Annotated in this window: 14 protein-coding genes, 2 tRNA genes and 1 pseudogene; 6 read left to right on the forward strand and 11 right to left on the reverse strand. The window is 69.8% G+C overall.

The window, feature by feature from the left end:
* Positions 1-476: 476 nt before the first annotated feature.
* Together EKO23_RS26525 and EKO23_RS26735 are read left to right on the forward strand one after the other, a co-directional pair.
* Positions 477-605 carry a hypothetical protein gene (locus tag EKO23_RS26525; protein ID WP_281280960.1) on the forward strand — a complete coding sequence of 43 codons (129 nt, stop codon included), beginning with the start codon at positions 477-479 and terminating at the stop codon, positions 603-605.
* Positions 606-887: 282 nt separating this feature from the next.
* Positions 888-2,078: pseudogene (locus EKO23_RS26735) on the forward strand (tyrosine-type recombinase/integrase); the annotation flags it as partial.
* A 58-nt stretch (positions 2,079-2,136) separates the two neighbouring features.
* Here EKO23_RS26735 and EKO23_RS17840 read toward each other — a convergent pair.
* The 11 genes from EKO23_RS17840 to dnaA form a co-directional block, all read right to left on the reverse strand.
* A tRNA-Ala gene (locus EKO23_RS17840) sits at positions 2,137-2,209 on the reverse strand.
* 51 nt (positions 2,210-2,260) lie between these two features.
* A complete protein-coding gene (locus tag EKO23_RS25905; RefSeq protein ID WP_217702685.1) occupies positions 2,261-2,389 on the reverse strand; it encodes a DLW-39 family protein in 129 nt (42 codons plus the stop codon).
* Positions 2,390-2,424: 35 nt separating this feature from the next.
* A tRNA-Ile gene (locus tag EKO23_RS17845) sits at positions 2,425-2,498 on the reverse strand.
* Between the two features lie 102 nt (positions 2,499-2,600).
* Positions 2,601-3,116, reverse strand: coding sequence for a DUF3566 domain-containing protein (locus EKO23_RS17850; RefSeq protein ID WP_134719486.1), 516 nt, complete (start codon positions 3,114-3,116; stop codon positions 2,601-2,603).
* Entirely contained in the window at positions 3,116-5,827 is a 2,712-nt protein-coding gene (gyrA, locus tag EKO23_RS17855) for a DNA gyrase subunit A (RefSeq protein WP_134719487.1), read from the reverse strand. The genes EKO23_RS17850 and gyrA overlap by 1 nt, the downstream gene beginning before the upstream one ends.
* Before the next feature lie 51 nt (positions 5,828-5,878).
* Positions 5,879-7,981, reverse strand: a complete 2,103-nt coding sequence (gene gyrB, locus EKO23_RS17860) for a DNA topoisomerase (ATP-hydrolyzing) subunit B (RefSeq protein ID WP_134719532.1) — start codon at positions 7,979-7,981, stop codon at positions 5,879-5,881.
* A gap of 294 nt (positions 7,982-8,275) precedes the next feature.
* Positions 8,276-8,902 carry a DciA family protein gene (locus tag EKO23_RS17865; protein WP_246051165.1) on the reverse strand — a complete coding sequence of 209 codons (627 nt, stop codon included), beginning with the start codon at positions 8,900-8,902 and terminating at the stop codon, positions 8,276-8,278.
* The gene (gene recF, locus EKO23_RS17870; protein WP_134719488.1) at positions 8,892-10,055 is read right to left on the reverse strand and encodes a DNA replication/repair protein RecF; all 1,164 of its coding nucleotides are present in this window, start codon (positions 10,053-10,055) and stop codon (positions 8,892-8,894) included. Before recF ends, EKO23_RS17865 begins: the two co-directional genes overlap by 11 nt.
* 7 nt (positions 10,056-10,062) lie before the next feature.
* Positions 10,063-11,052, reverse strand: coding sequence for a phosphogluconate dehydrogenase (NAD(+)-dependent, decarboxylating) (gene gnd / locus EKO23_RS17875; RefSeq protein ID WP_281280961.1), 990 nt, complete (start codon positions 11,050-11,052; stop codon positions 10,063-10,065).
* A gap of 35 nt (positions 11,053-11,087) precedes the next feature.
* Positions 11,088-12,233: a DNA polymerase III subunit beta gene (gene dnaN / locus EKO23_RS17880; protein ID WP_134719490.1), complete on the reverse strand. Its 1,146-nt coding sequence runs from the start codon at positions 12,231-12,233 to the stop codon at positions 11,088-11,090.
* A 561-nt stretch (positions 12,234-12,794) separates the two neighbouring features.
* Positions 12,795-14,345: a chromosomal replication initiator protein DnaA gene (gene dnaA, locus EKO23_RS17885; RefSeq protein ID WP_134719491.1), complete on the reverse strand. Its 1,551-nt coding sequence runs from the start codon at positions 14,343-14,345 to the stop codon at positions 12,795-12,797.
* Between the two features lie 505 nt (positions 14,346-14,850).
* Between dnaA and rpmH the strand changes: the two genes are divergently transcribed.
* Genes rpmH through yidC form a run of 4 tightly spaced genes read left to right on the forward strand, consistent with a single transcriptional unit; the run spans position 14,851 to position 16,557 of the window.
* On the forward strand, positions 14,851-14,988 hold the full coding sequence (gene rpmH / locus EKO23_RS17890; RefSeq protein ID WP_134719492.1) for a 50S ribosomal protein L34: 138 nt from the start codon (positions 14,851-14,853) through the stop codon (positions 14,986-14,988).
* A 22-nt stretch (positions 14,989-15,010) separates the two neighbouring features.
* Complete coding sequence (gene rnpA / locus EKO23_RS17895) at positions 15,011-15,346, forward strand: ribonuclease P protein component (RefSeq protein WP_134719493.1); 336 nt, start codon at positions 15,011-15,013, stop codon at positions 15,344-15,346.
* Positions 15,343-15,579, forward strand: a complete 237-nt coding sequence (gene yidD / locus EKO23_RS17900) for a membrane protein insertion efficiency factor YidD (RefSeq protein WP_134719494.1) — start codon at positions 15,343-15,345, stop codon at positions 15,577-15,579. The genes rnpA and yidD overlap by 4 nt, the downstream gene beginning before the upstream one ends.
* Positions 15,580-15,612: 33 nt before the next feature.
* Complete coding sequence (gene yidC, locus EKO23_RS17905; RefSeq protein ID WP_134719534.1) at positions 15,613-16,557, forward strand: membrane protein insertase YidC; 945 nt, start codon at positions 15,613-15,615, stop codon at positions 16,555-16,557.
* Positions 16,558-16,596 lie beyond the last annotated feature (39 nt).

A 16,596-nucleotide genomic window follows, 5' to 3' on the forward strand; every position in this document is an offset into this window, starting at 1 on the left:
GCTTCCGCGGCATCTCAGGCGCGCCCGCTCACATGCCGCGTTGCGGCTCGGTGCGGGTGGCATGAGCGCGCGTTCCTAGTTGCTTCTGCGCTGGCTCCAGTCGGGGTCCCTGATCGTCTGAGTTGCCGTGGTTGTCCACAGATTGGTGCCGATTCGCCGTTGTCTCCGGGATGTTGTCGGTGGGGTGTGTCATGGTCTTGGTAGCGGGCAACGTCACACACAAAGACTGATGGGATGTCTCCCTGGGGGTCGGCTCCCCACCTTGGCCAGTGGCCGTACACACCAGATGCCGCGACAACGACCTTGATGTAGCACCGTCCGCGTAGACCTTGGTTGGTCGTGTCTCGGCGCTCCGGCGGTCCCCTCGTCGAGATCTTGTTCTCCGAGCTGGACCGCGGACCTCCCGAACCGGGTGTGCCGCGCGGCAGGGACCGCACTGGCCGCGTGGCACACTCTCCTCGGGGTGGTGAGGATCGGTGTCCGACCAGAGCCGGGCGGCCGTGACCACCACCCTGCCCGCCCTGGTCCCCGAGGTGTTCCCCGAGGAGTCCTCCGGCGCGTTCCCGGGGCACGGAGACCAGGCCCGCTGGACCTGCCGCCGCTGACGGCGAAGCTGGAGGGACAGTTGCGGGACCTGCTGGTCTCTCGTGACTTCGACGCCTGGTCCGAGGCCCTGGCCCGGGTCGGGAACTGCGCACACCCGATCCGGCTGCGCGGCCGCTCCCACCACCGGCGAGATCCTCTCCGACTAGTCCAGCACCTGCGAGCCGCTCGGGGTCACCCACGTGCGATGCGGGAACCGGCGGGCCTCGATGTGCCCGTCCTGCTCGGAGACCTCAAGTCGCTGAAGGACGGTCGCTCTCGACGTGTGCTGCCGCGGTGGGTGGATGAGTACGTGGCCATGCGTGCGGAGCAGGCAGAGCGGGGTGTGGCGTGAGCCGCTCCCGGCACAACGGCGAGGGGTCGATCTACCCCTACCGCAACGGGTATGCGGCGTACGTCTGGATCACCACCCGGCCGGCCGTCGCCAGCGGAAGTACGTCTACGGCAAGACGCGCGAGCAGGTCCACGCCAAGTGGGTCGATCTCACGCGGGCGGCGAGACGGGGCGCGGTGGTGCCGACGGTGCCGTCGGTCGCGGCGTACCTCGATCGGTGGCTGGCCGAGGTGGTTGCCCCCAACCTTGCACCGCAGACCGTGGCCAACTACGGGATGTTCGTCCGGCTGTACATCGTCCCGGACCTGGGGGACGGGCGCCTCGACAAGCTCAGCGTCCGCGACGTGCAGCGCCGGATGAACGAGCTGCGGACCCGGTGCCACTGCTGTGCGGAGGGCAAGGATGGGTCTCGGCCGGTGCCCCGATGTTGCGCGACGGGCGAGCGCTGCCGGCAGGTCGCCTCGGAGTGGACCCGGCACCAGGCCTGGACGGTGCTCCAGAGTGCCCTCAGCTCGGCCGTCCGCGACGAGGTCGTGCCACGCAACGTCGCCGCCCTGGTACGCGTACCGGTGCCTCGCCCCAGCCGAGCGGTGGTGTGGAGCGTCGAGGAGGCGCGTCGACTCCTCGTCAGCGCGAAGGAGGGCGGTGATCCGTACTACGCGGCGTACGTCCTGCTGCTCGTGCTCGGACTGCGTCGGGGCGAGCTGCTCGGCTTGGCGTGGGAGGACGTCGACCTCGCTCGATCGGAGGCGCGGATCGAGTGGCAGCTGCAGCGGGTCAATGGATCACTGGTCCGACGCGAGGTGAAGACGACCGCGTCCACGGCAACCTTGCCGTTGCCGGCCATCTGCGCCCGTGCGCTCGAGGGACAGCTGGCGGCCCAGGACGCGTTGGCGCGAGACGCGGGCGAGGGCTGGCACCCCTCGGGTCTGGTGGTGACGACCCGGCTGGGCTCGCCCGTGGACCCGAGGAACTTCCACCGAGCCTTCAAGGCGCGGGCGAAGGAGGCGAGGGTGCGCGAGACGACCGTCCACGCCACCCGCAAGGCCTGTGCCTCGCTGCTGGTGGCCATGGACGTGCACCCCCGGGTGGCGATGCAGATCCTGCGCCACAGCCAGATCGCGGTGACCATGGACATCTACAGCCAGGTCACCCCGGCGGCAACGGTCGAGGCGCTCAAGCGAGGGCCTCTGACCTGCGTGGAGCCTAGGGGACTCGAACCCCTAACCCCCTGCTTGCAAAGCAGGTGCGCTACCAATTGCGCCAAGGCCCCCGAACGACGGGTGAGGACACACGACGGGCGGCTCGCGGCCGCCCGACGGTGTCAGGAAGACTTCGAGACGTCGTCCGTGGCAGCGGCCCAGAGCGCCTGCTCCTTGCGGGACTCCGCCATCTTCTTGTTGGCGAACACGGCGGCCGCGGCGGCCAGCGCGATGAGCAGCAGCTTCTTCATTGGGTCGACCCCTTCGGTGCGTCGGGATGGATCGGTGGGCCTAACAGGACTTGAACCTGTGACCTCTTCCTTATCAGGGAAGCGCTCTAACCGTCTGAGCTATAGGCCCGGGAGGATGACCGGACGGGGTCAACCGACAGGGGAGATTACCCCACCCGCGAGTGCCGCGACAAAACGGGGCGGCCCGCGGTCGGCGACCCGGCCGGACCCGTCAGTGCTGGTCCTCGGCCAGGGTGACCTCGATGCCGCCGAGCAGCGCCGCCGCCATGTTGTAGAGGAACGCGCCGAGGGTGGCCATCGCGGTCAGGAGCACGACGTCGATCACCGCCACCAGCATGGTGAAGCCGAGCACCCGGGTGGTGCCGAGGTAGTTCTCGACGTCGAAGTTCGTGGTGTCCTCGCCGCCGATGACGTCGTGCACCATCTGGTTGACCGAGTCCCAGACGCCGGCCGCACCGAGGACGGTCCAGACGATCGTCACCGCGACCACCGTGACGATGCCGAAGGCCACCGAGAGCAGGAACGCCGTCTTCATCACCGACCAGGGGTCGATGCGGGTCAGGCGCAGGCGGGCACGGCGGGGACGGCGTCCCCCCGAGCTCTTCGCGGCCGCGGCGGCCGCCTTCTTGGACTCGGGGTTGGCGCTCGCCCGCAGCTCGTCAGTCGCCGTGGCGAGGGCGCCGCTGATGCGCTCGCCGATGGTGGCCGGCTTGGAACTGTCGGACATCAAGCGTCACCTTCCGGGGTCGGGTCGGCTTCGATTGTTGCATCCTCGCCCGATTCGTCCGATTCGGCGACGTCGGCCCCACCCGCGTCCGCCGCCGTCCTACCGGTCGCCGCGGCCACCGCCGACGAGTCGCCGGCGACGACGTCCTCACCGACCATGCCCTCCACGACCGCCTCGGCGACCGGCTCCTCGTCGGTCTCCCTGGCCTCGACGGAACGCGCCACGACCGCGACCGCGTCGCCGTTCTTGGGGGTCACGAACTTCACGCCCATGGTGGAGCGGCCGGTGGGCCGGAAGTCCTCGTTGATCGGGCTGCGCACGACCTGGCCGCCGTTGGTGATCGAGAGGATCTCGTCGCCGTCCTCGACGATGAACCCGCCGACCAGGCCACCCCGCTCCTCGTTGGTCAGGCCCATGGCCTTGATGCCGAGGCCGCCGCGGTTGGTGACGCGGTACTCGTGGATCGGGGTGCGCTTGGCGAAGCCACCGTCGGTGATCGTGAAGACGTACTGGACCTTCTGGCCTGCCGCATCGGGGTCCTCCTCGACCGCGATCTGCTCGGCCCGGATCACCGACATCGACAGCACCTTGTCGGCCTCCGAGCGGAACTTCATGCCGGTGACACCGGAGGTGGCGCGCCCCATCGGTCGCAGCTGGGCGTCGTCGGCCTTGAACCGGATCGCCGAGCCCTTGCGCGAGACGAGCAGGATGTCGTCGCCCGGGCCGACCAGCTCGGCGCCGATCAGCTCGTCGTCGTCCTCGCGGAAGTTGATCGCGATGACGCCGGCCTGCCGGGGCGAGTTGTAGTCGCCGAGACGGGTCTTCTTGACCAGGCCGTTGCGCGTGGCCAGCACGAGGTACGGCGCCTGGTCGTAGTCGCGGATCGCCAGCACCTGCGCGATCGACTCGTCGGGCTGGAACGACAGCAGCCCGGCCACGTGGCCGCCCTTCGCGTCACGCGACGCCTCGGGCAGGTTGTAGGCCTTGGTCCGGTAGACCCGGCCGGCCGTGGTGAAGAACAGCAACCAGTGGTGGTTGGACGTCGCGATGAAGTGCTCCACCACGTCGTCGCCGCGCAGGGTCGCGCCGCGCACGCCCTTGCCGCCCCGCTTCTGGGTGCGGTACTGGTCGGCGCGGGTCCGCTTGGCGTAGCCGCCGCGGGTGATGGAGACCACCAGGTCCTCGTCCGGGATCAGGTCCTCCATCGAGAGGTCGCCGTCGGCCGCGATGATCTGGGTACGGCGGTCGTCGCCGAACTTGTCCACGATCTCGGTGAGCTCGTCGGAGACGATCTGCCGCTGCCGGGTCGGGTTGGCCAGGATGTCCTGGTAGTCGGCGATCTCCGCCTCGATCTCGGCCAGCCGGTCGATGATCTTCTGGCGCTCGAGGGCCGCGAGCCGGCGCAGCTGCATGTCGAGGATCGCGTTGGCCTGGATCTCGTCGATCTCCAGCAGCGCGATCAGGCCCTGGCGGGCGTCGTCCACCTCGGGGGAGCGGCGGATCAGCGCGATGACCTCGTCGAGCATGTCGAGCGCCTTGACCAGACCACGGAAGATGTGGGCCTGGCGCTCGGCCTCGTTGAGGAGGTAGCGGGTGCGCCGCTGGATGACGTCGATCTGGTGCTCGACCCAGTTGCTGATGAACTGGTCGATGGTGAGCGTCCGCGGGACGCCGTCGACCAGGGCCAGCATGTTGGCGCTGAAGTTGGTCTGCAGCTCGGTGTGCTTGAGCAGGTTGTTGAGGACCACCCGGGCCACCGCGTCCCGGCGCAGCACCACGACCAGCCGCTGGCCGGTGCGCGACGAGGTGTCGTCGCGCACGTCGCTGATGCCCTGGACCTTGCCGGAGTCGGCGAGCTCGGCGATCTTCAGCGCCAGGTTGTCGGGGTTGACCATGTAGGGCAGCTCGGTGATCACCAGGCAGGTGCGGCCCTTGGCGTCCTCGTCGATCTCGATGACCGCACGCTGGGTGATCGAGCCGCGGCCGGTGCGGTAGGCCTGCTCGATGCCCTGCCGGCCGACGATCAGCGCGGCGTTGGGGAAGTCGGGGCCCTTGATCCGCTCCATGAGGGCCTCCTGGAGCTCCTCCCGGCTCGCGTCCGGGTGCTCGAGCGCCCACTTCGCACCCTCGGCGACCTCGCGGAGGTTGTGCGGCGGGATGTTGGTGGCCATGCCGACCGCGATGCCGGCCGAGCCGTTGACCAGCAGGTTGGGGAACCGCGACGGCAGGATCAGCGGCTCCTGGCTGCGGCCGTCGTAGTTGGGACCGAAGTCGACGGTCTCCTTCTCGATGTCGCGGACCATCTCCAGCGCCAGCGGCGCCATCCGGCACTCGGTGTAGCGCATCGCGGCGGCGGGGTCGTTGCCCGGCGAGCCGAAGTTGCCCTGGCCGTGGATCAGCGGCCCCCGCATCACCCACGGCTGCGCGAGGCGGACCAGGGTGTCGTAGATCGCGGAGTCGCCGTGCGGGTGGTACTGGCCCATGACGTCGCCGACCACGCGCGAGCACTTGCTGAAACCGCGGTCTGGCCGGTAGCCCCCGTCGAACATCGCGTAGAGCACGCGGCGGTGCACCGGCTTGAGCCCGTCGCGTACGTCGGGCAGGGCACGGCCGACGATCACCGCCATCGCGTAGTCGATGTAGGAGCGCTGCATGGAGGTCTGCAGCTCGATCGGCTCGATCCGGCCGCCGCTGGTGGGAGTCTCGGTCACGATTCGTCTTTCTCGAGAGGTCTATCGATATCTAGGTTTGGAGATAGAGACCTAGATATCGAGGAAGCGGACGTCCTTGGCGTTGCGCTGGATGAACGAGCGGCGCTGCTCCACGTCCTCGCCCATGAGGATCGAGAAGATCTCGTCCGCGTGCGCCGCGTCGTCCAGGGTCACCTGGAGCATCAGCCGCTGGTCCGGGTCCATCGTGGTCTCCCACAGCTCGTCGGCGTTCATCTCGCCGAGACCCTTGTAGCGCTGGACCGGGTTCTCCTTCGGCAGCTTCTTGCCGTCCTCGATGCCAGCCCGCATGAGCGCGTCCCGCTCGGCGTCGGAGTAGACGAACTCGTGCTCCGCCGGCTTGTTCCAGCGCAACCGGTAGAGCGGCGGCTGGGCCATGTAGACGAAGCCGTGCTCGATGAGCGGCTTCATGAACCGGAACAGCAGGGTGAGCAGCAGGGTGTTGATGTGGTGGCCGTCGACGTCGGCGTCCGCCATCAGCACCACCTTGTGGTAGCGCAGCTTGTCGAGGTCGAACTCCTCGTGGATGCCGGTGCCGAGCGCCGAGATGATCGCCTGGACCTCGGTGTTGGCGAGCACCTTGTCGATGCGGGCCTTCTCGACGTTCAGGATCTTGCCGCGGATCGGGAGGATCGCCTGCACGCGCGGGTCGCGGCCGGACTTGGCCGAGCCGCCGGCGGAGTCACCCTCGACGATGAACACCTCGCACTCGGCGGGGTTCGTGGACTGGCAGTCGGCGAGCTTGCCGGGCAGGCCACCCCCGCCGAGCAGTCCCTTGCGGGAGCGGGCCAGGTCGCGCGCCTTGCGGGCGGCGATCCGTGCCGAGGCGGCGGCCTGGGCCTTGCGGACGATGTCCCGGCCCTCGGCGGGGTTCTGCTCCAGCCACGCACCCAGCTGGTCGTTGACCACCCGCTGGGTGAAGCCCTTGGCCTCGGTGTTGCCGAGCTTGGTCTTGGTCTGGCCCTCGAACTGCGGCTCGCCGAGCTTGATCGAGATGATCGCGGTGAGGCCCTCACGGATGTCGTCGCCCGAGACCCGGTCCTCGCGCTTCTTGATCAGGCCCCACTCCTCGCCCCAGTTGTTGACCAGGGAGGTCAGCGCCGCACGGAAGCCCTCCTCGTGGGTGCCGCCCTCGTGGGTGTTGATGGTGTTCGCGAAGGTGTGCACCGACTCGGTGAACGAGGTGTTCCACTGCATCGCGACCTCGAGCGACATGTGGTTCTCGACCTCGTCCGGCGTCTCCGCCTCGAACGAGATGACGGTCGGGTTCGCCTTGTCCTTGCGACGGTTGAGGTGCTCGACGTAGTCGACCAGGCCCCGCTCGTACATGAAGGTGCGCTCGATTCCGCCGCCCTCGCCGCGCCGGATCGCGTCCGAGGCAGCCTGGTCGACGTCGCTGCCCGCGGTGTCGTCCTCGACGGCGTCGGCGACGTCGTCCGCGGAGGGTCGCTCGTCGCGGACCACGATCTCGAGGCCCTTGTTGAGGAAGGCCATCTCCCGGATCCGGGTGGTGATGGTCTCGAGGGAGTACGTCGTGGTCTCGAAGATGTCGGGGCTGGCCCAGTAGGTGACCGTGGTACCGGTCCGCTCGCCCGGCTCCATCGGCCGCACCTGCTCCAGCGGGCCGTCGGGATCGCCGAGCTGGAAGCTCTGCCGCCAGAGGTGGCCGCGGTTCTTGACCTCGACCACGAGGTGGCTGGACAGCGCGTTGACGACCGAGACGCCGACGCCGTGCAGGCCGCCGGAGACCTTGTAGCCGCCACCGCCGAACTTGCCGCCCGCGTGCAGCAGGGTCAGCGCCATCGTCACCGCCGGCAGCTCCTGGCCGGGGGCGGTGTCGGTGGGGATGCCGCGGCCGTTGTCCTCGACCCGGACCCCGCCGTCGGCCTGCAGGCACAGGACGATCCGGTCGCAGTGGCCGGCCAGCGCCTCGTCCACCGCGTTGTCGACGATCTCCCAGATGAGGTGGTGCAGGCCGCGCTCGCCGGTGGACCCGATGTACATGCCGGGGCGCTTGCGGACCGCCTCGAGGCCCTCGAGGACCTGGATCGCGGAGGCGTCGTACGCCGCATCCGTGGCGGTGCGGGACCCGTTGCCCGAGCCGTTGCCGGCCGTGGTTGCGGGGGGAGGGGACATCTCTGCGGGGGACTGCTCGAGCGGCTCGTTCTCCGGCACGCGGACCTCTTCTGTTCGGCTGGGGCATGCAGAGGGTCGCGGCTTCTGTGAGCGTGCGACCCAATTGCCCATATTACCCGTCGGAAGCCCGGAAACCACGGTGCGACCCCGCGAGATCGGGTGGATCGGGGGAGAAATGGGTCGATTCTGGCCGCTCTGGGGGGCATAGGGCTGCCGTGCAGGGGGGTCGCTGGGTCCCCATACGTCCGGGCGGCCCGCAGATCGGCTGTCCGGCGCGCACGGGGACGGGTCCGGTTAGCCGTAGGTGTCGCGCGGACCGCGGCCGTCCCGGGTGCCGAACCGGCCCTTCTTCCAGGTCGGGAGATTCGGTCCTTCGACCTCGATCACGGTCACAGATCCGTGCCCGAGCTCCTCGTTGAGCCGGCGTACGACGGTCGGGGCGAGCAGCCGCAGCTGGGTCGCCCACGCGGTCGAGTCGGTGCGGACCACCAGCTTGCCGTCGGAGTACGACGTGGGGGAGCAGTGCTGCGCGACCTCCTCGCCAACGATCGACGGCCAGCGGCCGAAGACGCCGTGCACCCTGAGGTCCATCGCCCAGCCCTGGTCGGAGACCAGCCGGCCGAGCGTCGTGTCGAGGAGCTGCGGGTCGCGGTCGTCGGGGTGCGCGCCGGAGCCGCGCCCCTTTCTCCGCGGTCCGTCGGCGCGGGGACGCCGCTTGCGCGGCTTGGCGCGGGGTGCGTTCTGCGCGGCCGCACCCATGGACTTCGCGAGCGAGCGGGCCAGGTCGAGCCCGGTGTCGTCATGGCCGGGGTCGCTCCAGAAGGCGCGCCCCTCGGCGCCGGTGCCGTCGGCGCCGGACTCGGCGTCCTCCACCCCGGGCTCGGGGGTCGGCTCGTCCGTCCGTTCCGGGTCACCCGTCACGGCGCACCTCGCCGTCGGCGACGACGTACCGCGTGCCGGCCAGCGACTCGGGCACGTCGGCCGCGACCGCCGCGGTGACCAGCACCTGCTCGGCACCGGCGACCAGGTCGGCGAGCTGGCGCCGGCGCTCGCCGTCGAGCTCGGCGAACACGTCGTCCAGGATCAGGATCGGGTCGTCGCCGTCGCTGCGGAGCAGGTCGTACGACGCGAGCTTGAGCGCCAGCGCGAACGACCAGGACTCGCCGTGCGAGGCGTATCCCTTCACCGGGAGGCGGGCGTCGGCGGTGCCGAGCGTGAGCAGGAGGTCGTCACGGTGCGGCCCGACCAGCGAGATTCCGCGGTCGAGCTCGTCGTTGCGGCGGCGCTCGAGCTCGGCGAGCAGCAGGCCCTCGAGCGCGGCCCGGTCCGCCGGGACGGCCTCGCCCTCGACGGCCAGGGCGAGCGACGGCCGGTAGGCGATGTCCGCGTCGTCGCGCGAAGCGCCGCGGGCCACGGTCTCGTACGCCTTCCCGACGTACGGCCGCAGGGCGTCGACCAGCCGGAGCCGCTCGGACAGCAGCTCGCCGCCGACCCGGGCGAGGTGCTCGTCCCACACCGCGAGGGTGGACAGGGCCCCGTCCTGGGACGACGACCCCCGGCGCGCGGCGCCGGCGGTCTTGAGCAGGGAGTTGCGCTGCCGGAGGACCCGGTCGTAGTCCGACCGCACACCGGCCAGGCGCGGCGCCCGCAGCACCAGCAGGTCATCGAGGAAGCGGCGACGGTCGGACGGATCGCCCTTGACCAGCGCCAGGTCCTCGGGGCTGAAGATCACGGTGCGGACCAGGCCGAGCAGCTCGCGGGCCCGGGGGAGCGGCGAGCGGTTGATGCGAGCCCGGTTGGACCTCCCCGGGTTGAGCTCCACCTCGAGCACCGCGGTACGGCCGTCGCGCACCACGGCGGCACGGACCAGCGCCTGGTCGGCCCCGGCCCGCACCAGCGGGGCCTCGCCCGCCACCCGGTGCGAGGCCAGGCGCGCGAGGTAGTCGATCGCCTCGACCAGGTTCGTCTTGCCCTGGCCATTGCGGCCGATGAACGCGCTGACGCCGGGACCCAGGGGGACGTCGAGGTCGACGTACGACCGGAAGTCGTGCAGGGTGAGGTGAGCGACGTGCACCGGAGTCCTACGCGCTGGGCGCGTCCCCGCCGGGCGGGGCGCTGGTGTGCACGGCGTGGCCGCCGAACTGGTTGCGCATCGCGGCGATCGCCTTCATGGCGGGGGAATCGTCCTGCCGCGAGACGAACCGCGCGTACAGCGCGGCGGTGATCGCCGGCGTGGGTACGGCGTGCTCGATGCCGGCCTCGACGGTCCAGCGACCCTCGCCCGAGTCGTCGGCGTACCCGCGGATCGCGGACAGGCCGGGGTCCTCGTCGAGCGCAGCCACCAGCAGGTCGAGCAGCCACGACCGGATGACCGTGCCCTCGCGCCAGGAACGGAAGACCTCGGTGACGTTCTCGACGAGGTCGGCCTTCTCGAGCAGCTCCCAGCCCTCGGCGTAGGCCTGCATGATGGCGTACTCGATGCCGTTGTGGACCATCTTCGAGAAGTGCCCGGAGCCCACGGCTCCGGCGTGCACGGCCCCGAACTCGCCCTCCGGCTTGAGGGCGTCGAAGGCCGGTTGAACCTTCGCCACGTCGTCCGCGTCGCCGCCGTACATCAGGGCGTAGCCGTTCTCCAGACCCCACACGCCGCCGGAGACACCGCAGTCGACGAAGCCGACGCTCTTCTCCTTCAGCATCCCGGCGTGGCGCTGGTCGTCGGTCCACCGCGAGTTGCCGCCGTCGACGACCACGTCACCCTCGCCGAGCAGGTCGCCCAGCGCCGACACCGTCTGCCGGGTCGGGTCGCCGGCAGGCACCATGACCCAGACCACCTTCGGGCTCGGCAGCTTCTCGACCAGCTCCTCGAGCGAGGCGACGTCGCTGACGTCGGGGTTGCGGTCGAAGCCGACGACGGTGTGGCCGGCGCGGCGCAAGCGCTCGCGCATGTTGCCGCCCATCTTGCCGAGGCCGATGAGTCCGATGTCCATGCTGCCCCTCCTGGTCGCTCGAGGATGGCGAGGTCGATGGCCGGTCCGGTGGCCGCGTGGATCGCCGCGCCTGTCGGGATCCACTCAACCACTGAGCGGCACGGTCACGACACCCGCGGTCAGGAGAGCAGCCGGCGCGGCATCAGCAGGTAGCGGAACCCGCTGGCGTCGCCGGCGACCCCGTCCCCGCTGGTGCCACTGATCACCACGGGTTTGGAGGCCTGGGTGAACGCGAGCTCGACCACCGGTTCCTCGATGGCGGTGAGCCCGTCGAGGAGGAACTGCGGGTTGAAGCCGGTGGTGATGTCCTCGCCCTCGATGGTCGCCTCGATGGACTCGCTGGCCTGTGCCTCGTCACCGGAGCCGGCGTCGAGGGTGAGCACGCCGTCACTGAACGCCAGCTGGACCGCGGTGTTGCGCTCGGCGACCAGCGCCACCCGCTTCACGGACTCGATCAGCGCCGCCCTGTCGACGGTGGCGGTGGTCTGGTGCTCGTTGGGGAACAGGCTGCGGACCTTGGGGAACTCGCCGTCGAGGAGGCGGGTGGTGGTGCGGCGTACGCCGCCCGGGGCGGCACCCTCGAAGCCGATGATCCCGTCGCCCGTGCCTCCGGTGGCCAGTGCGATGGTCACCTCGCTGCCCGAGGTGAGCGACTTGGCGGTGTCGGCCAGGACCTTGGCCGGGACCAGGGCGGCGACGGTCTCGTCGGGGGTGCGCGGGTCCCAGCCGAGCTCGCGGTGGGAGAGCCGGAACCGGTCGGTGGCCAGCAGCGAGATGGTCGATCCGTCGATCTCGATCCGGACGCCGGTCAGGACCGGGAGCATGTCGTCGCGGCCGGCCGCGGTGACCGCCTGGGCGACCGCGTGTGAGAACACGTCGCTCCGGACGGTGCCCGTGGCGGTGGGCATGTCAGGCAGCGTCGGGTAGTCCTCGACCGGCATGGTCTGCAGGCTGAAGCGGGCGGAGCCGCAGGTCAGTGAGACCCGGGCGCCGTCGATCACCATCTCGACCGGCTTGTTGGGCAGGCTGCGGCAGATGTCCGCGAGCAGGCGGCCGCTGACCAGGGCCTTGCCCTCGTCGGCCACCTCGGCGGTGAGCGTCGCCCGCGCGGAGGTCTCGTAGTCGAAGGTGGACAGCACGAGGCCCTCGTGGCCGGCCTCGATCAGCAGGCCGGCGAGCACCGGCACGCTCGGGCGAACCGGCAGGCTGCGAGCGGCCCAGGCGACGGCATCGGCGAGCGCATCGCGCTCGACGCGGAACTTCACGGTGTCATCCTCCGGGGGGCGAAGAACAGGCTGAGGGGAGACCGCAGGGCGGCGAACCACAACTCTGGGACTTTCCTTGGACTGAGCATCCTGCCACGTGCTCCTGACACGTGGGCACGTCCTCGGACATTTGTGATTCGTGGGGGCCGCGGTCCGGGGTCGGTGGGTGCCCGTTGTCCCCAGCCGGGCCGCTCGCAGCAGTTTCACGGGCATCGGGGAGTTCGTAGGTCTCATCGTTGTCATAGGTTCCGTGGAAACTGTGGAGAACTCGCGTCGGGGCTGGTCATCGGCGATTTCGGTGTGCACAACGGATGTGGACGAACGGCGGGCTGCCCCACGACCGGGTGTGTACAAGCACGCGCCGATCGAATGACAAGAGCTGTCGTCCACAGGTCATCCCGAGCCGATCCCGAGGCTCGGGCCGGCTCGTCCACAACGGAATTCGTGTCGTTCGAGGTCGCGGAGAACACGTCCGGTCCGGACCGGACGTGTTCTCCGCGGCACGGAAATGCACGCCGGGAGCGCCCTGAGGACGCTCCCGGTGCCGGTCACGGGGGTGGATCAGCCCTGGCGGGCCTGCATCTTGATCCGGTTGGTGAGCTCCGAGACCTGGTTGAACACCGAGCGGCGCTCGGCGAGCAGCTGGTTGATCTTGCGGTCGGCGTACATCACGGTCGTGTGGTCGCGGTTGCCGAACTGGGCGCCGATCTTGGGCAGCGACAGGTCCGTGAGCTCGCGGCAGAGGTACATGGCGATCTGCCGGCCCTGGACGAGGTGCCGGCCACGGCTCGGTCCGGTGAGGTCCTCGATGGAGACCCCGAAGTACGCCGCGGTCTGGGCGATGATCGCCGCGGCGGTGATCTCGGGCTCGCCGCCCTCGGGGATCAGGTCCTTGAGCACGATCTCGGCCAGGGTCAGGTCGACCTCCTGGCGGTTGAGGCTCGCGAAGGCGGTGACCCGGATCAGGGCGCCCTCGAGCTCGCGGATGTTGGTCTGGATCTTGCTGGCGATGAACTCCAGCACCTCCGGCGGCGCGGTCATCCGCTCGATCGCGGCCTTCTTGCGGAGGATCGCGATGCGGGTCTCCAGGTCCGGTGGCTGGACGTCGGTGATCAGACCCCACTCGAACCGGCTGCGGAGGCGGTCCTCGAGCTGGTCGAGCCGCTTGGGCGCGCGGTCGGAGGTCAGCACGATCTGCTTGTTCGCGTTGTGCAGCGCGTTGAAGGTGTGGAAGAACTCCTCCTGCGTCTGCGTCTTGCCCTCGAGGAACTGGATGTCGTCGATGAGGAGGACGTCGACCTCGCGGTAGCGGCGCTGGAAGGTCTCGGGCCGCTTGTCCTTGATCGCGTTGATGAACTCGTTGGTGAACTCCTCGGAGGAGACGTACCTCACCTTGGCGCCACGGTAGAGCGAGCGGACGTAGTGTCCGATCGCGTGCAGCAGGTGGGTCTTGCCGAGCCCGGAGTCGCCGTAGACCAGAAGTGGGTTGTAGGCCTTGCCCGGTGCCTCGGCGACTGCGACGGCGGCGGCATGGGGGAACCGGTTGGAGGAGCCGATCACGAAGCTCTCGAAGATGTACTTCGGGTTGAGCCGGGTCTCGAGGGCGCTGGGCGGCTCGACGGTGGTGACCGGCGGCATCTGTGTCGACATGTCGACAAGGTGACTTGTCGTTCCGGAGGGCATCCCGTCGCGGCGGGCCAGGGCGTCGCTGTCGATGTCACGGTCCAGCCGGCTGTCGAGCTCCCGCTCGAGGCCGTGGTCCCCACGCTCTCGGTCGAGGCCGCGGGCGCGCTCCCGGTCGAGGTCTGGCTCGTCGTGACCGAGCGAGTCGTCGAGCTGTGGGTTGACCGTGACCGCGATCCGGATCTGCTGGCCGAACGCGTGGGTGAGGGAGTCCTCGAGACGGGTGCGCAGCCGGCCCTCGAGCTGCTGCCGGGTGAACTCGTTGGGCACCGCGATGATCGCCGTGTGCTCGTGCAGGGTGACCGGCTGGCTGGTGCGGAGCCAGGCCCGGTGGTTGGGCTGCAGGTCCTCGACCAGGGTGTGCCACACCTCGTTCAGGTCGGCGCCGGGGCTCGTGGTCGGTCCCTGGGCTCCGTCGGTGCTGTCCACGCAGGCTCTCCCGCTCCATTGCTCGTTCGGCGACGGCCGGTGCTGCCGCCCGCCTTGTGGTCCACAACTTTGTCCACAGGTTGTGAACGCGGGTCCTCCTTGTGGAGAACCCTCCCCCGAGAGGACCACCGGGACCGGATTCTGTAGCGTTCCTGCTGCTCAGAGGCCCTTTTCGAGCCGATGTGACCGGGGTCACACTGAGCGGAGGAAGCGCTGGTCCCGGGGGTGCTGGGGAACCTCGGAACAGCGAAGGTAACCCGCGCCGCGGCCGCGGATCAACCCGTCATCCACAGGTTGAGGGTCGGTCGGTTTGACCCTCTCTGAACCCAACGCGTACCGTTACTTGGTCGCACCCGGTGTCGACCGGTGCCGCATGTCCACGAACACCCCTGCAGGGGCGTGCGTGGGTGGGCGGTGCCAGCCGAACGCGCTGCCCCTCTCACCTCGGGCACCGGGCGTGGGCATCCCTGAAAATGACGATCTGATCCCGCATCGGAGAACCGCCGTGAGCAAGCGTACGTACCAGCCGAACAACCGCCGCCGTCACAAGGTGCACGGTTTCCGCCTGCGCATGCGCACCCGCGCCGGCCGCGCCATCCTGTCCTCGCGCCGCCGCAAGGGCCGCAGCAAGCTCGCCGTCTGATCGACCGCGACTCCGCGCGGCCTTGCTGCCCCGGGCGCACCGGCTCACCGCGGGCGGTGACTTTCGCCGGGCCACCCGCGAGGGGCGCCGCGCCGGCTGCACCACCCTGGTGGTGCACCTGCTGGTGACGCCGGGCACCGACCCCGCTCGGGTGGGGTTCGTGGTGAGCAAGGCCGTGGGGAACGCCGTCACCCGCAACCGCGTGCAACGCCGACTCCGCCACCTGGCCCGGGAGCACCTCGCGTCGCTCCCGGGCTCTGCTGTGCTCGTGGTGCGGGCGCTGCCACCGGCCGCCGTTGCGTCGTACGCGGAACTCGGCGCCGACCTGGACCGTTGTCTGGGGCGGGTGAGCGCGTGAAGTACCCCCTGATCTGGTTCCTCAAGGCCTACCGGCTGTTCATCAGCCCGCTCTACGGGCAGGTCTGTCGCTACCACCCGAGCTGCTCCGCCTACGCCCTCGAGGCGGTGACCGTGCACGGCAGCATCCGCGGCAGCTGGCTCGCCGTACGTCGACTGGCGCGGTGCCACCCGTGGGCCGCCGGCGGCTACGACCCCGTTCCCACCCGCACGACCCCCACAAGAGGAGTCTGAGTGTCCTTCTTCGGCGCCATCGGCAGCTTCATCATGCAGCCGCTGTACTACATCATCTCGGTGATCCTGGTCGGCTGGCACAACTTGTGGAGCCTGATCCTCGACCCGGCCTCCGGTGCCGCGTGGGCGCTCTCGATCGTGGGCCTGACGCTGGTCATCCGGGCCGCGCTCATCCCGCTGTTCGTCAAGCAGATCAAGTCGTCGCGGAACATGCAGCTGCTGCAGCCCAAGGTGAAGGAGCTGCAGAAGAAGTACGGCCACGACCGTGAGCGCCTCGCTCAGGAGACCATGGCGCTGTACAAGGAGGCCGGCACCAACCCGTTCGCCTCCTGCCTGCCGATCCTGCTGCAGATGCCGATCTTCTTCGCGCTGTTCCGGCTGCTCGACCAGGCCGCGAAGTTCGGCAAGGCACACGGGGTGCTGGACGCCGAGCAGGCCCAGCAGTTCGCGGAGGCGAAGCTCTTCGGGAAGGTGCCGCTGTCCGCGACCTTCCTCACCGCCGACGGGGACCGCGCGGTCCAGGTCATGGCGCTGGTGCTGGTCGCGGCCATGCTGGTGACCACCTTCCTCACGCAGCGTCAGCTGATGACGAAGAACATGCCGGAGTCCGCCCTGACCGGCCCGTACGCGCAGCAGCAGAAGATGCTGCTGTACGTGCTCCCCGTGGTGTTCGCGGTGGGCGGTGTCGCGTTCCCGATCGGTGTCCTCATCTACTGGACCGTGTCGAACCTCTGGACCATGGGTCAGCAGTTCTACGTCATCCGCCGCAACCCGGCTCCGGGCACGCCGGCAGCCAAGGCGAAGGCCGAGCGCGACGCGCACCGGGCGGCGCGCAAGGGCATCACGCTCGAGACGCACACCGCCACGGAGACCGTCGAGGAGACGGAGCAGGAGCAGCGCCCGGCACAGCGGCAGCAGCCGAAGAAGCAGTCGCGTAGCCAGCGGTCGAAGAAGCAGCCGCCGAAGAAGAGTCCCTGACCCGGACCAGTCCCCGAACCGAGTATTCCGAACCACCGC

Source organism: Nocardioides guangzhouensis (genome assembly GCF_004519545.1).
GTDB lineage: Bacteria > Actinomycetota > Actinomycetes > Propionibacteriales > Nocardioidaceae > Nocardioides > Nocardioides guangzhouensis.